At 47.4% G+C, this 19,117-nt stretch carries 15 protein-coding genes; 7 read left to right on the top strand and 8 right to left on the bottom strand.

Going from position 1 to position 19,117, the window contains the following annotated elements; translation table 11 throughout:
• Positions 1-75: 75 nt before the first annotated feature.
• Together AC3RCI_RS08375 and AC3RCI_RS08370 are read right to left on the bottom strand one after the other, a co-directional pair.
• Positions 76-3,003, bottom strand: coding sequence for an extracellular solute-binding protein (locus AC3RCI_RS08375; protein ID WP_492528589.1), 2,928 nt, complete (start codon positions 3,001-3,003; stop codon positions 76-78).
• Positions 3,004-3,121: 118 nt separating this feature from the next.
• Positions 3,122-4,504: an ABC transporter substrate-binding protein gene (locus AC3RCI_RS08370; protein WP_492528587.1), complete on the bottom strand. Its 1,383-nt coding sequence runs from the start codon at positions 4,502-4,504 to the stop codon at positions 3,122-3,124.
• Positions 4,505-5,019: 515 nt separating this feature from the next.
• Between AC3RCI_RS08370 and AC3RCI_RS08365 the strand changes: the two genes are divergently transcribed.
• Positions 5,020-6,060: a LacI family DNA-binding transcriptional regulator gene (locus AC3RCI_RS08365; protein ID WP_416297902.1), complete on the top strand. Its 1,041-nt coding sequence runs from the start codon at positions 5,020-5,022 to the stop codon at positions 6,058-6,060.
• A 93-nt stretch (positions 6,061-6,153) separates the two neighbouring features.
• Here the strand turns inward: AC3RCI_RS08365 and AC3RCI_RS08360 are convergent, their stop codons facing one another.
• Both AC3RCI_RS08360 and AC3RCI_RS08355 read right to left on the bottom strand, forming a co-directional pair.
• The gene (locus AC3RCI_RS08360) at positions 6,154-7,332 is read right to left on the bottom strand and encodes a DUF4272 domain-containing protein (RefSeq protein ID WP_492528585.1); all 1,179 of its coding nucleotides are present in this window, start codon (positions 7,330-7,332) and stop codon (positions 6,154-6,156) included.
• Between the two features lie 72 nt (positions 7,333-7,404).
• Entirely contained in the window at positions 7,405-8,625 is a 1,221-nt protein-coding gene (locus tag AC3RCI_RS08355; protein ID WP_492528583.1) for an RtcB family protein, read from the bottom strand.
• A 291-nt stretch (positions 8,626-8,916) separates the two neighbouring features.
• Here AC3RCI_RS08355 and AC3RCI_RS08350 point away from each other — a divergent pair, with 291 nt between their 5' ends.
• From AC3RCI_RS08350 to AC3RCI_RS08340, 3 genes are all read left to right on the top strand, one after another.
• Positions 8,917-9,423 (top strand): DUF6773 family protein, encoded by a 507-nt coding sequence (locus AC3RCI_RS08350; protein ID WP_492528581.1) that lies wholly within the window; start codon positions 8,917-8,919, stop codon positions 9,421-9,423.
• Positions 9,424-9,446: 23 nt separating this feature from the next.
• Positions 9,447-9,650 carry a helix-turn-helix transcriptional regulator gene (locus AC3RCI_RS08345; protein ID WP_095288443.1) on the top strand — a complete coding sequence of 68 codons (204 nt, stop codon included), beginning with the start codon at positions 9,447-9,449 and terminating at the stop codon, positions 9,648-9,650.
• A 68-nt stretch (positions 9,651-9,718) separates the two neighbouring features.
• The gene (locus AC3RCI_RS08340; protein ID WP_492528579.1) at positions 9,719-11,158 is read left to right on the top strand and encodes an erythromycin esterase family protein; all 1,440 of its coding nucleotides are present in this window, start codon (positions 9,719-9,721) and stop codon (positions 11,156-11,158) included.
• 70 nt (positions 11,159-11,228) lie between these two features.
• Here AC3RCI_RS08340 and AC3RCI_RS08335 read toward each other — a convergent pair whose 3' ends face one another.
• Positions 11,229-11,651 carry a hypothetical protein gene (locus AC3RCI_RS08335; RefSeq protein WP_492528577.1) on the bottom strand — a complete coding sequence of 141 codons (423 nt, stop codon included), beginning with the start codon at positions 11,649-11,651 and terminating at the stop codon, positions 11,229-11,231.
• A 192-nt stretch (positions 11,652-11,843) separates the two neighbouring features.
• Here AC3RCI_RS08335 and AC3RCI_RS08330 point away from each other — a divergent pair, with 192 nt between their 5' ends.
• The 3 genes from AC3RCI_RS08330 to AC3RCI_RS08320 are packed head-to-tail and all read left to right on the top strand — an operon-like array spanning position 11,844 to position 15,767.
• The gene (locus tag AC3RCI_RS08330) at positions 11,844-13,439 is read left to right on the top strand and encodes a spore germination protein (RefSeq protein ID WP_492528575.1); all 1,596 of its coding nucleotides are present in this window, start codon (positions 11,844-11,846) and stop codon (positions 13,437-13,439) included.
• Positions 13,436-14,656, top strand: coding sequence for a Ger(x)C family spore germination protein (locus AC3RCI_RS08325; protein ID WP_492528573.1), 1,221 nt, complete (start codon positions 13,436-13,438; stop codon positions 14,654-14,656). Before AC3RCI_RS08330 ends, AC3RCI_RS08325 begins: the two co-directional genes overlap by 4 nt.
• A complete protein-coding gene (locus AC3RCI_RS08320) occupies positions 14,643-15,767 on the top strand; it encodes a GerAB/ArcD/ProY family transporter (RefSeq protein WP_492528572.1) in 1,125 nt (374 codons plus the stop codon). The genes AC3RCI_RS08325 and AC3RCI_RS08320 overlap by 14 nt, the downstream gene beginning before the upstream one ends.
• Positions 15,768-15,887: 120 nt before the next feature.
• Here AC3RCI_RS08320 and AC3RCI_RS08315 read toward each other — a convergent pair whose 3' ends face one another.
• From AC3RCI_RS08315 to AC3RCI_RS08305, 3 genes are all read right to left on the bottom strand, one after another.
• On the bottom strand, positions 15,888-16,325 hold the full coding sequence (locus tag AC3RCI_RS08315; RefSeq protein WP_492528570.1) for a GNAT family N-acetyltransferase: 438 nt from the start codon (positions 16,323-16,325) through the stop codon (positions 15,888-15,890).
• 52 nt (positions 16,326-16,377) lie between these two features.
• Positions 16,378-16,803: a GNAT family N-acetyltransferase gene (locus AC3RCI_RS08310; protein WP_492528568.1), complete on the bottom strand. Its 426-nt coding sequence runs from the start codon at positions 16,801-16,803 to the stop codon at positions 16,378-16,380.
• A gap of 168 nt (positions 16,804-16,971) precedes the next feature.
• Complete coding sequence (locus AC3RCI_RS08305; RefSeq protein ID WP_492528566.1) at positions 16,972-19,101, bottom strand: S-layer homology domain-containing protein; 2,130 nt, start codon at positions 19,099-19,101, stop codon at positions 16,972-16,974.
• Between the last annotated feature and the right edge of the window lie 16 nt (positions 19,102-19,117).

The following is a 19,117-nucleotide window of genomic DNA, read 5'->3' as shown; positions in this document are numbered from 1 at the left end:
CCTTGAAGCCTTCTCAGGAGGACTGTGTTGACCGTCTCGGAGTGATATTTGTGACACTGTTAACCCTCCCTCTGCTTACGGAAGACCAAATTCATTACGTTTGATCCGAATCTCGTCCTGAATATACTGGGTGTAGTCCATGATGGATTCTCTGGCTTCCACTTGACCAACCACCGTTTTGTAAAAGGCATTGAACAGATGGCGTCCGGTAAAATAACCGCCTGGCACTTCGGGAATGCCCTTCACCGTTTCGAATTGTGCCTTAAGATTGGCATAATCCTCAGCTGGCCACGGCAATGAATCAAGCGCCTTGATGTTGGCCGTTGGATAACGCGCAGCAGCGCCCATCAGTCCTTCCATCTCACGGCCGAATTCAGCCTGTACCGGTGTGCTGGTCCACCATTTCATGAACTCCCACGCGGCTTCCTTATCCTCGGCGCTCTCCAGCATCATGACTGCGCTGCCTCCGCCTGGCACATCGCGATTCAATGTTCCATCTGCCTGTACCGTACCCGGGACAGGAACGAAGCCCCATAGTCCGCGAATCTCCGGTGCAAATACGGATAGCTGATTATACATCGTGTAATCCGTCAAGCCGATCGGCATCTGCCCTGTTCTGAAGCGGTTCGCAAAGTCATATTCCCGCTCCAGCTTGTAATCGGTATAGAACTCTGTCCACTGCTTGAATGTCTCGATCCCGATACGGGAGTCCAGATCGGATTCCTTGCCATCGTTGCGGTAGAAGGATCCTCCATTCTGTAGAAGCATGGTTGCGTACTGCGAGTTGGGCGGAATGTTGACACCCTGCATATTGGCCTGAGTCACAACCGGCATGCCGAATTCCATATGGTTTTTGCTCAGAATAGCCAGCAGGCTCTCGACGTCTTCCCACGTTTGAGGGACTTCAAGTCCCAGTTCTGCAAGCACATCTTTTCGGTAAAATAGCATATTAAAAGTCTGTGTTTCCGGCAGGGCATACACACCTGAATCATATACGTAGGGGATAATGGCACTTTCCCTGAACTCCTGTTCCACCGAGCTATAGTCAGCGAACTTGGTCAGATCCACTGCCGAGTTCCTCATAGCAAAGTTTACCGGCAGGTCATTGCCGATCTGCATCGCTACATCCGGTCCTTCACCGGACAACGTAGCTGGCAATAACGTCCCCATGTTGACCAGCTTCAGATTGACATTAATGCCGCTATCCGGTGTAAAGGTCTCATCAATCATTGCCTTCATCGTATTGGCCTGGTCACGTCCACTGCCGATCCAAACCGTTACCGTACGCTGGTCTTCCGAAGTGGCAACATTGCCGATTTGGTTATAGTCAATAAAGAATGAATGATAGAATGTCTTCGCTTCATGACCGACCTTCGCCAGCGCTCCCATCCCTTTATGAGGGATACTGCTGTCGATGGACGCGACATACAGGGCATCAATTTCAAGCGGCTGCTCCCGTGCCTGCTGCACCCATGTTCCGAGACCACCCGTATTCGTTTTGTAAGCTGCAAGCCGTCTTGGTATGGTATCCGGCTTGTCAATCATCTCGTCCAGCTGCTGTGCCATCGTCTTGATCAACGCTTCCTGATCACTGGACTGGCCAGATAGAAGTCGAAGCTGCGCTGCCACGTCCTTGAGTCGTTTACTCTCCCCGGCAAATACCTCCAGCAGGTTCGGAATTTGCTTCTCCACCCGGTAATCCCGGAATTCATCCGGCTTGGTGCCTGTGATCATCAGAATTCGCCGGTACATAGAGTTCAGGTTATACAGACTATCCTCTACATTGCGGATGAGCGGTGCGAAGTCACCCAGGCTGTTCTCCAGCCGTATGACATGTTTGCCTTTTTCCAGCTGAAACTTGTACGGTTCCTTCCCGCCCATCACATCCACGCGATAGTCGCTTTGGTAGCGGAAAGGTGCTTTTGCCATCTCGGCAAAGGGGACCTCACCATCAATGGTCAGTTTGCGCGTGGAATAGATGCCTTTGACGAAATTCTGCTGTGCAGTCAAGCCGATATGATAAAGTCCACTCTCCGGCACATCGACCTCCCACTCAATCCACTGTCCCGGAAGACGCCAGTTGTAGCCACCAATCGTATTGACGCGCACCTGGGAAGCACTATACGGGGATACCGCTGAACTTGATCTTTCGCTGGTCGGGTACAACGTTGGTGAGGATTTGGCAATCGCCGCTTCTCCTTCAATCCGAATGAGTACATCTTTTGGCTGTCCGGAAGAATCCGTCTGCTGTGCCCCTGCGGTTTCCGCATAAGGAAGGACATTCTTCTCGTTGAAGAGCCGCAAGGATCGTATGACCATCGGTTCACGCGTGGATTTCAGCGTTAGGGTGTGTTCCCCTTTTTCGAGAAAAAACTTGAATGGTGCCTGCTCGTATCCATCTGAATCCTGGAACGTCTCTTCCATCCAGCGTGGTTTCTCCACTTGTTTCGGACGAAGATCATTTCCCTGATTATCCTGCTCAGCGGTTTCTTTCTCACTGCCCCATACCCGGTCAAATTGCAAATAGGCCGCTTCCGAAAATGGAAGTTCACCGTCAATATAGAGTGCACGCTCAATAGCGGAACTTTTACCTTCTACAGGAAAATAAACTGCCGAGAGATTGTACATTCCGGTTTCCGGCACATCGACAATCCAATCAACCTCTCCTGTCTCACCGGTATACAAGGACACCCCTTCCTTGCCTTCATAATCGATCAGTTTGCGGACCTCTTCACCCTCAGCTCGTATGTAGTCCCCCACTTCAATGGTGATATCCACCTCTGGCCGCAATGCTTCACCTGCTTGGATTACATATTGTTCGTATCCCTTCTTCTGCCTGGTCTGCTGCAAGATTGCATCGACCTCAATAGCTGGCAGACTGCCAGGCGGGACATCTGCACTCTCCACATCCGTACCGGAAGTGAAATACAGCAAAATGCCGGCTGCAGCCGCTACGAGTACAGTAGGCAGGATCCATCGGTTTCGTTGTAGAATTCCAGCCATTCTACGAGTCCTCCTCATCAAGGCTGATGCCAGCAACACCCTGGTTGGAATTCAGAAAAACGGGGTTTCGTGCATGATTACAGGCACCGGAAACCCCACTCTGAATCACTTGCTGGTGTTATTGCTTGCCAAGTTTATCAACTGCAGCTTGTGCCTGAGCCTTATATTTCTCAGCTGTCGCTGTAACGGACGCGTTGTTTTTGATGATGTCGTTCACATAATCTCCGATGGGATACCCTGCGTAGGCATCATCAAGCAGGATACGTCCCGTACCGGCAATATGCTCACGAATCATGGCAATATCCTTCTCGTCGGTATACCGGCTCTCCAGGTAATCCTGACCCGGATACTCTTCAATCTGCGGGATATCATAGGTCTCTTCATAAATCTGGTAGACAATCTTAGGATCCTCTACACCTTTAGGAATGAATTTCGCTGAGGCTGCGTTATTGGCGTAGGTTATATCCTTGCTGCCCTGAGGTCCGTTCGGAATGGGAACTACACCAGCGGCAAAGGTGATATCGCCCAGCTGCCATTCAGCGGCAGTAAATAAGGCAACGTCTCCATCCTTGAATGTATTGCTTTCCTCCCAGTTGGTTTTGTCGCCCGTCTTAACCTTCACGACATTCTCCACGTTATACAGGCGTTTAACGAATTCGGCTGCCTCAATGGTTTTGGGATCGGACAATCCTTCTTTTGCATTTTCGTCATCTACGATCGTGCCGCCATTGGCAGCGGTAAAGTGACGAAGCACGTCAATCGGCCAGCCGGAGAATCCGTATACGTCAATTTTGCCGTCGTTATCCGTATCTTTCGTTGCCTGTTTGGCCAGTTCCATGAATTTGTCCCAATTCCACTCACCCTGGTTATAGAGCTCCTGTGGATCAGGCAGCGACATTTTTTTGAACAGGTCACGGTTATAGTGAAGTCCCAGACCAATGCTGATTGGATTATCGAATGAGTAGTAATCACCGGCGATGGCCGGATATTTGGTAATCAGGTTAGCTTCCTGATTGATGTTGTTCTCGGCTGTGGTGAATTCGGAGATCGGCAGCAGCTGCCCTTTGAGGATGGCGGGAAGAGCGGACTTGTATTCCATCTGGACGATGTCTGCGAATGGCTCGCCAGCCAGCGCAGTCGTGGTGAATTTATTCATGTATTCTTCGAATGGGACATTGACAAACTCGATTTTCACGTTATATTTTTTTTCGACTTCAGCAATCTTATCGAGACGGGCCTTATCCGATGCTGTCTCCCCCGCTGGCGTCAGATCCCACCAGGCAGCAACCTTGATGACACGTCCACCGAGATCCGGTACATTTGCTGCCACCTCTTCTGTCCCGCCTTCTGTCTCTGTTCCGGCGGTTTCGGTTGTCGTGCCCGAATTGGCGGTCCCCTCTGGCTCTGTGCCATTTTGCACTGTACCACCTCCACTGCAAGCGGATACAAAAAGGATCACAGCCAGTAACATCAACGGCAGAACGTTCCATTTTCTAATCATGTTTTTTACAACCTCCCCGAATGTGTATGCCTGAAATGGTCATGTCAAATCGCTAGCACTCACTCACCTAATGAAATCAGCACACCACCACCATTTGTTATTTTAATGTTTGGTTTGAACAAACAAAATTTAACATAGCAAAATGTAAGCGTCAACATTTTATTGTTAACATTTTCTAGTTTATCTGATATTATGCTGATATAACCTATAATAACGCTGATACATGCATGTTAGAAAGTTTTTCCTGCCCTAATCTTTTCTTCACCATCTCCATATCGTTAAAATTTTGTTATTTTATAAAAATAACAAATAGATAATAACGAGTGACATATTCCGATCTTTTCTCTCACCAAACTTCATCATTCCAGTTTCTTGTCCAACTTAGAACGATAGAACCACTAACATTTTTCATTCTGTATCCGTTATTAGATTAGAGGAAATATATCATGATATACTGGAATCAGTTTCATGCTACATGGTCAAGAATACGGCAGAACTAAGAATGTAAGGATGGTATGATGAAGACGAAGGTAACAATTCAGGAAATTGCACATTTTACGGGTCTGTCAAAATTTGCGGTTTCACGTGCGCTCTCGGGTAAATCCGGTGTGAGCGACCAGACACGTGATATCATCCTCAAGGCCGCTGGCAAACTTGGATATTTCAAAGATAACAGCCTGTTATCTGGCGATATGAACAACAGCAATGAACTTCACGACCCTCAAAACATACGGTGGAGCGGAACGATTCTCATTCTGTTTCCCAATGTCCGTTATCAGAACCAGGAATCCGTCTATTGGGGTCCTATCTTTAACGGGATATCATCCAGACTGAACCAGAAAGGGTTTAACATCCTCACTCTGACGGAGCCTTCTACAGATCAATTATTTACGCTGCTGAATCCCGATGCCATTCGGGGCATTATTACAGTCGGTTCAATAACGACACCCATTTTGCTAGAAATCAAACGTCTGGGAATACCTGTTGTTATGGTGGATCATCTCGATCCAGTCTTCCACAGTGACAGCATTTTTACGGATAACTTTGCTTCCATGCGTGAAATTATGCTATATCTCCTTCGTAAGGGCTTCAAAAGCTTTCAATTTGTTGGAAACACCAGTGACGCCCACAGCTTTTATGAACGTTGGATTGCTTACAGTTCTGTGCTTATGGGTAACGGGATAGAAATGAATCAGATACCTGAATTGTGCAGTCCTGCGGTTGATGATTTCCGGCAAACATTTACCTCTGTGATCCATGAAGCGAACTTGCCAGAGGTGTTTGTATGTGCCAATGACTTCTTCGCCCTCTACACCATTGAAGCACTGGAGAGCATGGGGATTAGCGTACCTGAACAATGTGTTGTCACCGGTTTTGATAACACATACGACAATATTCCCGTGCTTGCCACGGTTAATGTGAACAAGGAATTAATCGGTGCACGTGCAGTGGACCAGATGTTGTGGCGCATTATAAACCCGGAAAGTAATGTGGAGAAAAAGCTGATCATGGCTGATGTCCTCATTCGGGAGCAATATGGCCGGCATAGCGGATAAACCACGCTAACGACAAAAAATCCCCCACGCCAGTGTTCTTACTGGCTGGGGGATTTTAAAGTCATGCCTACATATCAAAGTCCGCTATGCCTATTACGTATCTGTCCGCACGTCGTCCCATTCCTGATCCATATAACAGATCAGCCAATTCAATGCCCGGTGGCGTTCGTAAGCCACGCCTCCATTCAATCCCGCGGGAGGTGTTTGCTCATTAATCCGGCTGTTCACACATACCCAGTTGTAACGGTAGATCAGATCGGCCGCATCGAGAATTTCACTTTTGCTCCGCAGGGATGCACCCGCGAGGAAGTCCTCGAAGCTGTCCTTTTGCTGCAAATAACCTACGGCTTGTCCCACGTTACATAGATCTACTGGAGCTCCCAGCTCATCGACATAACCAAGCGCCCACAGCATGACATGGTAAGCCTCGTATCCCCACGAAAAGGTGATGACTTCCTGCTGCTGCGCTCCATGCTGCTCGATAAATCTTTTCTCCGCTGGGGAGAAAAATGAGGCTGCATCGTACTTGTCGATGACCTCCTGAACAAGTGCTGTGGTGTCCTCTGCACTCTCTCCTGCACCGAGGCATTCACCCTTGAGTGCTGCGATACATAAGGCTACCGCTCGTTGTGCCACTTCTTCAACGCTTCGGATCGTTGTATGCTCATCTCCAGCCCTTGCGGGTAAATGCACATTGAATGGAATCCCCTGCGCTGCCATAATGGACTCCGAATTTTCCTTGCGGCGAGTGCCTGACTCGGACGGTGGTCTGACATCGTCCAAAAGACTGGTGTCTGCTGTCACGTGGTAATCCTCTACCTCGGATTCCCCGTTCACGTCAAGCAGCAGCTGTCCTTGTGCATTCAGCAGGGAGCCGCCTCCCCAAAAAATAACCGCATCCAGCCCTTGAGCAAGCTTCAATAACTCCTGGAAGAACTCCTCCGTTATATCCTCTTCGGTCTCAATACCAACGACCATGTTCAGGGTCGAGCATTTGATCAGCACTTTTTCCTGCACTGCCGGGTTACGTCCTTCAATCTGACTCATGAACCCCATCATGCCGTTCATCATCGAAGCGAATTCTTCAGGATGTGTCTGACTGGTCATGATATTGAAGCCCTTGGTTTTCTTGCTGAGCCACTTTTTGCGGATAACCTGAATATGTGTCTTGTCTTCCTTGCGTATGATCTTATCCTGTGGATAGATGGATTGAATAAGTTCAAACAGCTGATCCAGGTCAAACTGGGAGCTGTATAATGCGCAGTTTCTCATGGTGCTCACCTTCTTCTATTAAGTTCATATCATTCATAATTAAACAAGGACTCCCGGACAGAACCTAGCTCACTAGTCCTTATATGGATCAAATTCATTGCCACCAGCCATGGCAACGCCAACAGGGCGCAGCACATGATTGATTTTTAGAGTGTTTGCATGAGCATTCAGAACATCCTGCAGCTTTTTATACACAAATGGGCTTTCGTCCGTGCCTGCACCCCTCAGTTCCACGCCATACGCACGTATGGCCGCATGCATCTGTTCTTCACTGATCTCGCCGCCCATGCGAGTTCGCAGCTTGTAGTTCATTTTCCCGGCAGCCTGGGTACGACTCATGATCCGTCCAGCCCCATGCACCGTGCTGCGGTAGGATTCCGCGTTCTCCTCGCTGTGGATGCCCTCCACAATCACTGAGATATCTCCCATGCTGCCTCCGACAAAACCAAGCTGTCCGGGTGCCAGTGGGGTGGCTCCCTTGCGGACGACGACCACGTCTTCGCCCATATGCTGTTCTTTCCAGGCAAAGTTATGATGGTTATGCACCGAGTACTCCGCACTCGCTCCAAGAATACCAAGGACCTGTTCTATAACATAATCTCGTCCTGCATAGGCATACCGGCCTGCGAGTGTCATTCCGTCCCAATACATCTCGCCTATTTCGCTGTTTAAGTCAAACAACGTTGGTGGCTGATCCATGGATTCACCGGGCGCCTTCCCGCTGAACTCACGACCTGCAGCCAGATTGAGGAAACCGCTCGCGACTTTATGACCAAACCCCCGACTGCCGAAATGATTCGCAACCCATACTTTACCCGTTGATTCCTCTACGAAAATATCCACAAAGTGATTGCCGCTGCCTACCGTACCAAGCTGGTTGCGTGCGAGCGTTTTTAATTTGTGCTGCAGCCCAGGTTCAATCGAATCGAACAGCTTCCAATTCGCATCATCAAACAGCTCGTGATCAACCGGAGTTGGATTATTGCGACCCACGCCGAACGATACGTTTGCATTGATATCATCCATAATAACGGCAATCTGTTCCTTGATATCCTCCCACATGAGATTTGTACGAACCGCCTTGTTTCCGCAGGCAATATCGTATCCAACGCCCGAAGGACTGATCATGTTACGGTAAGCGACAACACCTCCGATCGGTTGCGAATATCCTTTGTGATGGTCAGCCATCAGTGCAACGCCAAGCACATCTCCATGCTGTGAACACGTCACTGCCTGACTCACTGCATTCTCCAGCGGCTCCCCCCATACTTTGATGTTTTCCACGATTCTCATGTTAGGTATGACCTCCAGTCTTATCAAACACTTTGTATATATTACCAAAAACCATACCAAATGGGCAGTACATCATTCCCCATTGGATGAACAAATTGCTGCTCTGATGGCAGCAACTTCTAATGATCGCTGTATGTAATCGGAACAATTTCAAGTTTCTATTTCCACCTCATGCATCCTATATCAAACAAAATGACATATATATATTGCAAAAAGACTCGAATAATATTATCATAAGACCAATAGGAAATATTCCCCACATTTTCAATTCCTACAAAGGAGAGGTCAATCATGAAATGGTTCAACAAAAAGGGCAATCAGGATGAGCGTATCGTCAATCTGAAAAACAAGGTGTACAAGGAAGCTTACATATTAATTATGTATCTATGCGGCGTCTCCATCTTGGTCAAAAGTTTTTTCCAATGGGAAACGTATTCCATGTTGACGGAATTGATCGTCATTCTCGCAGGAAGTATTTATTTCGGAGTTCGATCCGTCATGCTGGGCATTTATTCGGATGAAGTTGAGGTCCACGACCAGACAAGCAAAATGTCGTACAGCCAGCGAAATGTAATTACGGGCCTCATTATCGGTATTTCGATGGCCTTGTTCCTAGGCATAAGAAGCTCTGTTTTGTTTGCCGATACGGCGAATGAGAAGTGGTGGTATTTCTTCCTCGTGTTCATATTTTCACTGCTGCTATACATTCCGCTCTTTGCGGGATTTAATATCATCGTTCATCACTTCGCAAACAAGGCGAGTCAAAAGGCCGCAAGTAAAGATCAGTGTGATTCATAGAAAGGATACAAGGGTGAATGGGCATGAAAAATATACGATTGAAAGTCGCCAGGGTAGAAAAGGATCTATCACAGGATGATCTGGCACGGATCGTCGGTGTATCGAGGCAGACCATTGGTCTCATAGAACTGGGCAAGTATAATCCGTCTCTCAGCTTATGTATCGCCATATGCAAGGCACTCTCAAGAACACTGAATGATCTGTTCTGGGACGATGAGCAGACATAAGCCGGAACGTCCAATACGGAAGCATTATGTTAATTCATAGTTAATTCATAGTTGAAGGAGGCGTTATTTTGAGCTATTTCAGAAAGCAAAAAACGGGTGCAGTACTTGCACTGTCTACAGTCATACTGGTGAATCTGCTCTATCCAATCAGACATGCAGATGCAGCTTCATCAACCGCTATGGAGACCATTCATGGACAGGTAACCCAGGTGGAAACTGCGAAAACATCGGATGAGAAAATTACAGAATGGAACAAGTGGGCTGGAGATCACGCATATCGACTGGAGAGCATCCAGCCTGCGAAGACAGGTCAGGAGACCGATTCCTTCTCGGATCTCGAGATGTTGAAACCCCTGCTCCATGACAAGCGAATGGTATTCCTTGGTGAAAGCTCTCATGGGGTTGCCGAGTTTAATCTGGCGAAGACCCGGCTGATCCAGTTTTTGCATCAGGAAATGGGATACAACGTTCTTGCATTTGAGAGCGGTCTTTCCAACACGTCACTGGCTAATGCCACGGCCAACCAGCAGCATCCAGAGCAAACGATGAAAAACGCCATTTTCGGCGTCTGGTGGTCCAAGGAAATGATGCCCTTATTCGATTACCTCAAAACAAGTACAAAAACTGAACAGCCCCTCATTCTAACCGGTTTCGACATGCAGCTGCAGTTCCCGTTATTGGATGGTAAGTGGCTGAAGGATAAAGAACTTGCCAATCGTCTAGCACACACGGAACAAAAACTGTCCAGTTACTCTGCCGGTACGGATCTGAAAGCCTATCGAGCTGAGAAAAATAAAATCATCAAGGTATACCAAGACGTTCTTCAATCCCTGAGGTCCGAACCGAACCAGGCCTATCTGCAAAAAGAATACCCGGATCAGCCCAAGCTTTCCATGCTGCTAGAGCGAAGCCTCAGTGATCGAATTCGCGTCGCGAGGGAATATGTCGATCTTTCCATCCGGGCTACAAGTGAAATGAATGAGGGCAAATATGAGACATTTCTAGATTCCATGGAATGGCGCGATCAGGCGATGCATGACAATCTCATGTGGCTTGCGACCGAAGTTTATCCAAACGAAAAATTTATAGTATGGGGACATAATGATCACATCAGAAAGGCGCAGAGCGAAGTCATGGGCTCGCCCTATCCCATAACCATGATGGGGGAGAAACTTTCGGAAGAAATGAAAAAATACAGTTATGTTTTGGGATTGTATGCATCAAGCGGCCAAACAGCCGATAACACCGGAGGAATTCATGCTGTTGAACCAGCTGCACCTGGTTCCATTGAAGGTATTATGTCTGCCACAAATACACCTTATAGCTTCCTGGATCTTCGGTACCAGAACAGAGAGACCGGGAACTCCTGGATGTTCGAACCACGATTTGCATACAGCTGGGGCATGATCCCTGAGAGCCTCGTCCCCCGTGATCAGTATGACGGTATTTTAATGATTAATGATGTTCATCCACCGCAATATATCCGCTCCTCCTCATCAGATTCATAAGGACATAATAAGGAATAAATACAAAAAAGAGAGCTGACAGCTCTCTTTTTTCTTGCCATTTTATCAGGTCTCACTTTTTGCTGATTTTGAACTTGAACTCCCATGTTGCCGTGTTACCCGAATATCGGCCCCTGTTTTCTTTTACAACAACGGAAAGAGTCTTATTCGTTGATTTGGAGAATGAAGATACCTTGACATTCGCGCTCTTGCTTCCGATATCCGGAATCTTATCCTGTTCTTCGGCTTCCGCTTTTAATTTTAGCGTATCAGTTGATTTCAGATTTAATGTAACCGATGAACCTTCCTTCAGGTTTTTGCCGTTCACGCTTGCACCTATTGCCCATTCGTTGCCGACGGAATTGTTCTCTGCCAGCTCGGCGCTCATCAGCGTCACCGTTACCTTAAGCGTTTTGGCAGCGGCGTAAGATGTTGGGGAACATACGGCGAAGATCAAACTCATCATCATCAAGACATTAGCCCATTTTTTGAACACGAGAGTGCCTCCCTCAGATCCATGAATTTTTCAATGTTGACTATGCCTTATTCGCCTTGCTCCTTAAGTAATCCTTCTGGTCATCAAGGGGATTCTTATGCTCTAGTGTTTGCCACTGAACACAAATTTTCACTGCACTTGTGCATAGCTTCTCCATTAGCAGCAAATACCTAACTTAGAGGTGTTGACCATATGTTCCAATTTATTTTTAGAAAAAAACAAAAATCAGAGTCCCTTCCTGTACCAACAGGCCCTCAAACGAAGACAGCTGATCAAGGGAGTCCTACTCCTGATTTCATCCAACCAAATCTGGAGTCTAACCTTCAGGAATTACAACATTCGTTCACAAACTGTTCTGATGTCGTTTTCCGCACGATCACTGTTGAAAACTCTCTAGCCGCTTGCCTGATCTATATTGATGGTTTGTGTGACACCGAACTTCTCGATCAGCTGCTGCTCCAGCCTTTTCTTCCAGGGGGAGAACTTGCTCAGGCTGCAGCAGAAAAGAACTTGGGCACTTTAACACGAGATAAACTGGCAGCAGCAGGCAAGGTTCAGCAGGCTCAAACATTGACCAACCTGATGGATGGCATCCTGATTGGACAAACAGGGATCCTGATTGAGGGAGAGAGCCAAGGCCTTCTCGCGGATTTCTCCAAATCCGCACAACGAGGCATTGAAGAACCTACCTCAGAAAAGGTCGTACGCGGTCCGCGGGATGGCTTTACGGAAACTCTGCGTGTTAACACTTCACTACTGCGCAAAAGAATTCACAGCAGCCGGCTGAAGATGGAATCCATGAGCATGGGTGAACTGACCAGAACGGAAGTCGTCCTTTGTTATATCGAGGGTATCGTTCAGGATGAGCTGCTTCATCTCGTTCGGAAGAGGCTGCAGCAGATCCATATTCAGGCTTTGGGAGGGTCAGCTAATATTGAGGAACTAATTGAGGATAATCCCTATTCCCCATTTCCCCAACTGCAGAACACTGAACGCCCGGATGTCACAGCGGCGAGTCTGCTGGAAGGCAAGGTTGCCATCCTTGTGGACAACACCCCTTTTGTACTGATTGCTCCAATGAATTATTGGACCGGTCTCCAGTCTGCCGAAGACTACCATGAACGTTTTCAATACATGACGTTTGTACGCTGGATTCGCTATACTTTTGTACATATATCCCTGCTGCTTCCGTCTCTGTATGTCGCACTAACCACCTTTCATCCACAGGTCATTCCAACATCCCTATTGATTAGCGTTGCCTCTGCCCGCGAAGGAGTTCCTTTACCGGCTGTATTTGAAGCGATCATCATGGAATTTGTGTTTGAAGGGCTGCGTGAAGCAGGAATCAGACTGCCCCAGCAAGTCGGTCCTGCAGTCAGCATTGCAGGTGCGTTGGTAATCGGTCAGGCTGCAGTAGAGGCGGGTATTATTTCGGCACCCATGGTGATTATTGTCGCTACGACCGGTATTGCCTCCTTTGCTTTTCCCAGATACAATCTGGGATTTGCATTTCGGATGCTCCGTTTTCCACTGCTTGTATGCGCTGGTTTTATGGGTTTCTATGGGATTGTTTTGTTTCTGATTGCGCTGAGTGTCCACCTTGTTTCGCTGAAGCCATTTGGAGTCCCTTACATGACGCCTGTTGCACCATCATCTTCCCGCCATCTGAATGATGTTCTATTCCGAGGTCCGGTATGGAAAAAGAAAAATAAAAAACAGCTGCTTGCCAGCATTCCACCCGATATGGAGTCAGACCAAACCCAAGAGAGCAGGAGTAGATCCAAATGAACAGCGTACGATTTTATACCATGATGCCGCTGCTTTTCGTACTTTTGGTGATCACTACGGGCTGCTGGGACCGGCAAGAAATGAATGACAGGGCGATCATCCTTGGCTGGGGCATGGACCTTAACGAAGATGGGAGCTACACGGCAACAGCTAACATTGTGGTGCCCATGAATACCAAATCAGGTGGTGCTCAAGGAGGAAATAATGAATATATGTTGCAGACTGCGAGAGGCAGAAGTGTCATTGACGCTGCACAAAACATTCAAAAGAAAATGTCACGTGTTTTGTTTGCCAGCCATCGTCGCAATATTTTCCTTGGGGAGTCTTTGGCCAAGAGAGGTATCGGCCATATTGTCGATGAATATGCTAGAAACCCGGAGTTGCGGCTAAGGACCAATATATTCGTGGTCAAAGGCGGAACAGCCCAGCAGGCTATGTCGTTATCCAATCAGTTGGAGAAGAATCCCTCAGTCGCCGTACTCAAAATTCAGGAAAAAATCGGTGCACCGGTAGGCCGTTCTCTACTTGATTTTTTTATCATGAGTAATGCTTACGGCGGATCGGTCATGCCTGTGCTGCAAATTGTTTCACCGCCTGGCGAGTCCCAAAAAAAGAATGAGAATGATAGCCCCCCTACGCCGACACTGGAGGCTGCTGGTTCCGCGATCTTCGACCGTTCCTTGAAACTGACCGGGTACCTGGGCTACAACGAATACTGGGCAAGATTGTGGATTGTCAACAAACTTCGTAACCGGGATTTGATCGCGCAGATGGACGGACCAGAGAGCACAGTCGCAGTGCGAGCCAGGAATTTCAAATCCAAAGTCACGCCGGTGATTAACACTCATCCCATTCGGCTGAACGTCGTGCTCTCTGCTCAAGGGCAGATACCCGAGAACAATACCGGTTTAGATCTGTCGATTCCCGAGAATATCAAAAAAGTGGAGACACGCTTGAATTTGCAGCTTCAACGGCAAATCGAACATATCGTGACTAAGGTTCAGGATGAGTTTCAGACAGATATTTTTGATCTTGGAGATATCATCCATCGTAAGTATCCTCAGCAGTGGAAAAAGATGGCCGGAGATTGGAATACGCTTTTCCGTGCTTCAGATATTTCCGTTAAAGTGAATGTCAAAGTGGATGGAGCGGGATTGACGGGAAAATCATTGCTGCCGGATGTATACAAAGGAGAAGAACAACATGCAGATCAGTAACCGTCAATTGTTCTGGCTTATCATGTCTATCGAGATCGGCATGAACCTGCTGCTCTCCATTAACTTCGCAATCCAGAGTAGCAAGCAGGATGTCTGGATGTCAATGATCCTGGCCGGTCTGGTAAGCCTGTTCATTGGGTGGATATGTATCAAGGTCAGCCTGCTATATCCGGATCAAACACTGATGGAATTCACCACCACCATCCTTGGCAAAGGATTAGGAAAAGTTGTAGGTCTTTTCTATCTTGCCCAGTGGTATTGGGTGGTCGCAGTTATGCTCAGGGAGGAGTATACTTTTGTCCGGCTCAGCCTGTTGCCCAAAACACCGGACTATCTGATCGTCCTGACAATGCTTGCTGTTGTGGTCTATGCTGTCTACAAAGGTGGAATTGAGACCATTGGACGCTTAAGTGAACTGTGGGGCCCCATTCTCCTGCTTATTCTCGTGTTCACCATCATTTTGACTTCTCACAATCTAAGGATTCATGCCCTGCTGCCTATCTATTCCGATTCAGGCATGCTTCCGATTATGAGAGGAGCCCTGACACCAACCTCTCTGTTAGGCGAAGTCTCTCTAGTCATGATGCTGATCTCTTTTACCTCCTTTTCCAACAAGACAGATAAACAGCGGCAGCTATCCAAAAGTATCCTGAGCGCGGTCTTCTTATCGACAACGTTTCTGATTTTGGGTGCTGTGTGGGTCATCATGACCTTTGGAGCAGAATTGGCCGCGCGAATCCATTATCCTTTTTTTGAAATGGTCAAGCTTGTCTATCTGATGGAATTTATTCAGAGTCTGGAAATTATCATGGTTTCCATTTGGGTGATCAGTGTCTTCATTAAGCAATCCGTCTACCTGTTTATCGCCAGTTATGGGTCAGCCCAATGGATTGGTCGCACCCCTGGGTGGAAAAAGTGGTTGTGGGCTGCTGCGTTTATCATTGGGGCTTTGGCCATGACGATAGTCAGGCTCGATCCATCCTCCAAAACCCTGCTGGAAGTGATCTGGATCCGCTTTGTGCTGCCAATTAACTTCCTCATTTTTCCATCCACACTATATATCGTCGGACGCTTGCGAAAGAGAAAACAGGAACACAAAGCAAGCCCATGATTGTAACACATCAGATTTCCCCTCTCGTGCAACAAAGACACACTCCTGTAAAGGAAGCATTAACTGCCCGAGAGGATTCACTATTATTTTCCCCCCGGCACAATTACAAATGGAAAATACTCATTTCAAATGCTTCCGGTACCCTTGGACCTTCTCATCCTTGAATCCAAGCTTTTCATAGAAAAGATGTGCTTCCTTGCGCTGATCTCCAGATACCAGAATCATGTACTCGCACCCGAGGTCTCTCGCAATCCGTTCAATCTGGAGCATCAGCTTCTGACCGATTCCCTGTCTTCGTACCTGATCGGATACGATCACATTCTCTACAACCATGAAAGGCTTGCATTGTCCCACGAGATCCATGCATTCGATCCCCATAACAGATCCGGCCAGTTCACCATTGTAAAATGCACCAAGCACATGATAATGACCATTTTGTTGTATGTACTTAAACATTTTCTGCATCTGCTCCTCATTGGTGGGGGTCCCCATCAACTCATTGTACAATTTGCTTAAGGCCGGCAAATCCTGAAGTTCAATGTCTCTGATTGTAACCATAGATCGATCCTCCTAAATTCCCATCATGTTGTTCCGTACTCTATATCTTACCCTACGTTAGATCCTTCTTAAAGTAATAATGAGAATGTCCTGTTGGCGCGTTCTCAAGGGTTGTCATCAATTGGTATCCATGCTTCTTGTAGAAGCCCGGTGCCTGGAACGAAAATGTATTCAGCATAATAAAATCACAGCTTTTCTCACGTGCAATACGTTCAATCTCGAGCAGCAATTGGGAACCAAAACCCTGGTGCCGCTGCTTCTCATCTACCCATAGGATATCGAGTTCCAACCAGTTCCAGCACAGCGTGCTGAGGACGCCGGCAACGATATCCCCTGCCTCATTTTTGATATTAAAATTCAATTCCTCATACCGATGCTTCAGATCTTCGCTCAGATGAGCCGCATTAAATGCAATCAGTTGATTACGCACATAGGCTGATTCTTCCGCATTACTTGGATTCAACGTACCTTCAGACATTTTTCATTCTCCTCCCTGTCACTCTCGCTGTTATAAACGGAATCATTCGTATACATTCCTTGAATATTCTAACATTATTGGACTGCATGCAGCATAAAAAACGCACCTCCAGAGGAGATGCGCAGCACCTGATATTATTCGATTGCTTGAATTGAAAAGCGACTAATTTTAGAGCAATTCTTCTCTCGTTTTAAGCATGACCTCTACGTATCCTGCGTCCATTCTGCCCAGCACGTCTCTAGCCTGCACGTGGATTTGAATCGGGGTTTCACTTGATGCAAGAGCTCTGATGTAGAGCTTCTGCCCTTCCATTCTGACTTCAGCTAGCTGCGGGTCCGGTGACTCTGCTGTGAGAATCAGTGTTGAACGGTCATCATCTTCATCTTCAAACATGTATGCCAGATCGATCTCGGTCTCTTCGTCACCAACATAAACGGTATTCCCAGCGGGGGCCTCCACCAGAACTGGTGCAGCATCATCGAAATCGTACATCGGTAAACGTTCAATCAGCCCCATATGCAAAGTAAAGTCAGGCTCGTCTCTGAGCATAATGGAATTGTAACGGATATTTAAGTTTTGCAGTAAAGGCAGGTCAGCAACTCCGGTAGGGATATGATTCAGTTGGTTATCGCCAACGTCCAACACTTGAAGGGAACTCAGGCCACTTACATCAAGTGATGTCAACTGATTGTAGGACAATACCAGCTCCTCAAGGTTTGAAAGTCCTGACACATGGACCTCTGTAAGTTGATTGCTGAATAAATCCAGCTTCTTCAAATGCGTAAAACCTTCAGCATTCACAAGGCTGATGTTATTCCCGGATAGGTCAATTTCCGTAACGTTCATGCCTTTGAAAATTTCGTATCCTGTCAGGTCAGAGATGCCCGCATCTCGCGCATACAGTCCTCCGTCCGTCTGTACCAGTGCATCCACCAGTTCCTGCTTGGTTAACGGATCATCCACATCCTTCTCAAGCCAATAGGCAACAGCTCGCGCTAAATTAGGATCAGGGAATTGCCTGCTGATCGTATTCGCAAGGACCGTGATCTTGAACTGTGCAGTAACACTGGCACCCTGGTTATCGACAGCCTTGACTGTAAGTACAGCTTCTCCTTCTGCCACTGCTGTGAGCTTGATTGTCTGACCATCTACCGCAGTAGAAACAACCGTTTCATCTCCATCTATAATACTAAATTGCAGGACTTCTCCATCCGGATCACTGAAGTAAGAGGAAGCCTGAAACTCCAGAGACGCATGATCCAGAACAAGTTCCTGATCGGGCAACCCATCGTTAATCACCACTGGGGCTTGATTTTCAGGTTCAGGGTTGGAAGGAGTTTCTGGATTGGTTGGATTGGTTGGATTGGTTGGGTTGGTTGGGTTGGTTGGGTTGGTTGGGTTGGTTGGATTCGTTGGCGTTGATCCGCTGCCTCCTCCTGCATTTCCACTTCCACTGCCGGAATTGTTTCCACTCCCATTCGTTGCGTTTCCACCGGTATTCCCTGTAACTCCACTACCTGTAGTCGTCCCCTCAACTTCCGTCACTTGATCTGGCTTATCCGAATCAGAATCTGAAGCAGCATTATCCAATTCCGATGATTGTTCAAGCGCCTTGATCGCGTCGCTTCCACGCAAAGCAATCACAGCCATTTCTTGTCTTGTTGTAGCACGTTTCGGAGCAAACTGGCCATTCTCGCCCTTTAACAAGCCCAGTTCAACTGCCTGCTTCACGCTGTCTGCAGCCCATGGACTGATACTGGAAGCATCCTTGAAAGATAACATTGAGTTCGTACCTGTTGCTTCTGTAAATCCTCTAAAATGAATCAAACGCATCAAAGTCACTGCGAGTTGTTCCCTGGTGACCAATCCATCCGGACGAAATGTGCCATCAGGATAGCCTTTCATGATTCCTGCAGTGCTTATCAATTTAATAAAAGCAATGTTATCCGTGCCTGAATTCAGATCCTTGAAAGCTTCGGATGAATTCTGAACTTCAGAGTCCTGATTCAAACCCGCAATGCGAACCAAGGTATACGCCAGATCACCGCGTGTAAGACTCCCTCTCGGATGAAACAATCCATCCTGCGTACCTGGGAACATCTGTTGTTCTGTTACGATCTCAATGGCCTGTCTCGCCCAAGGCGAGGCTTGCTGTAAGTCATTTGCGCTCCCGGTTCCCGCAGCGGCCCCGACGTTACCAGGAACAGTAAGTGATGAGACGGACAATAGAACTGCCAGATAAGGTAAGATTCTGTTGTTTTTGTTTCGTGTTTTCCCTTTGGATAGACGTGTTGACATGGTTAAGCTTTACCTC

It is taken from the genome of Paenibacillus sp. MT124 (genome assembly GCF_058792755.1).
This window is presented reverse-complemented; position numbering and strand designations above follow the sequence as displayed.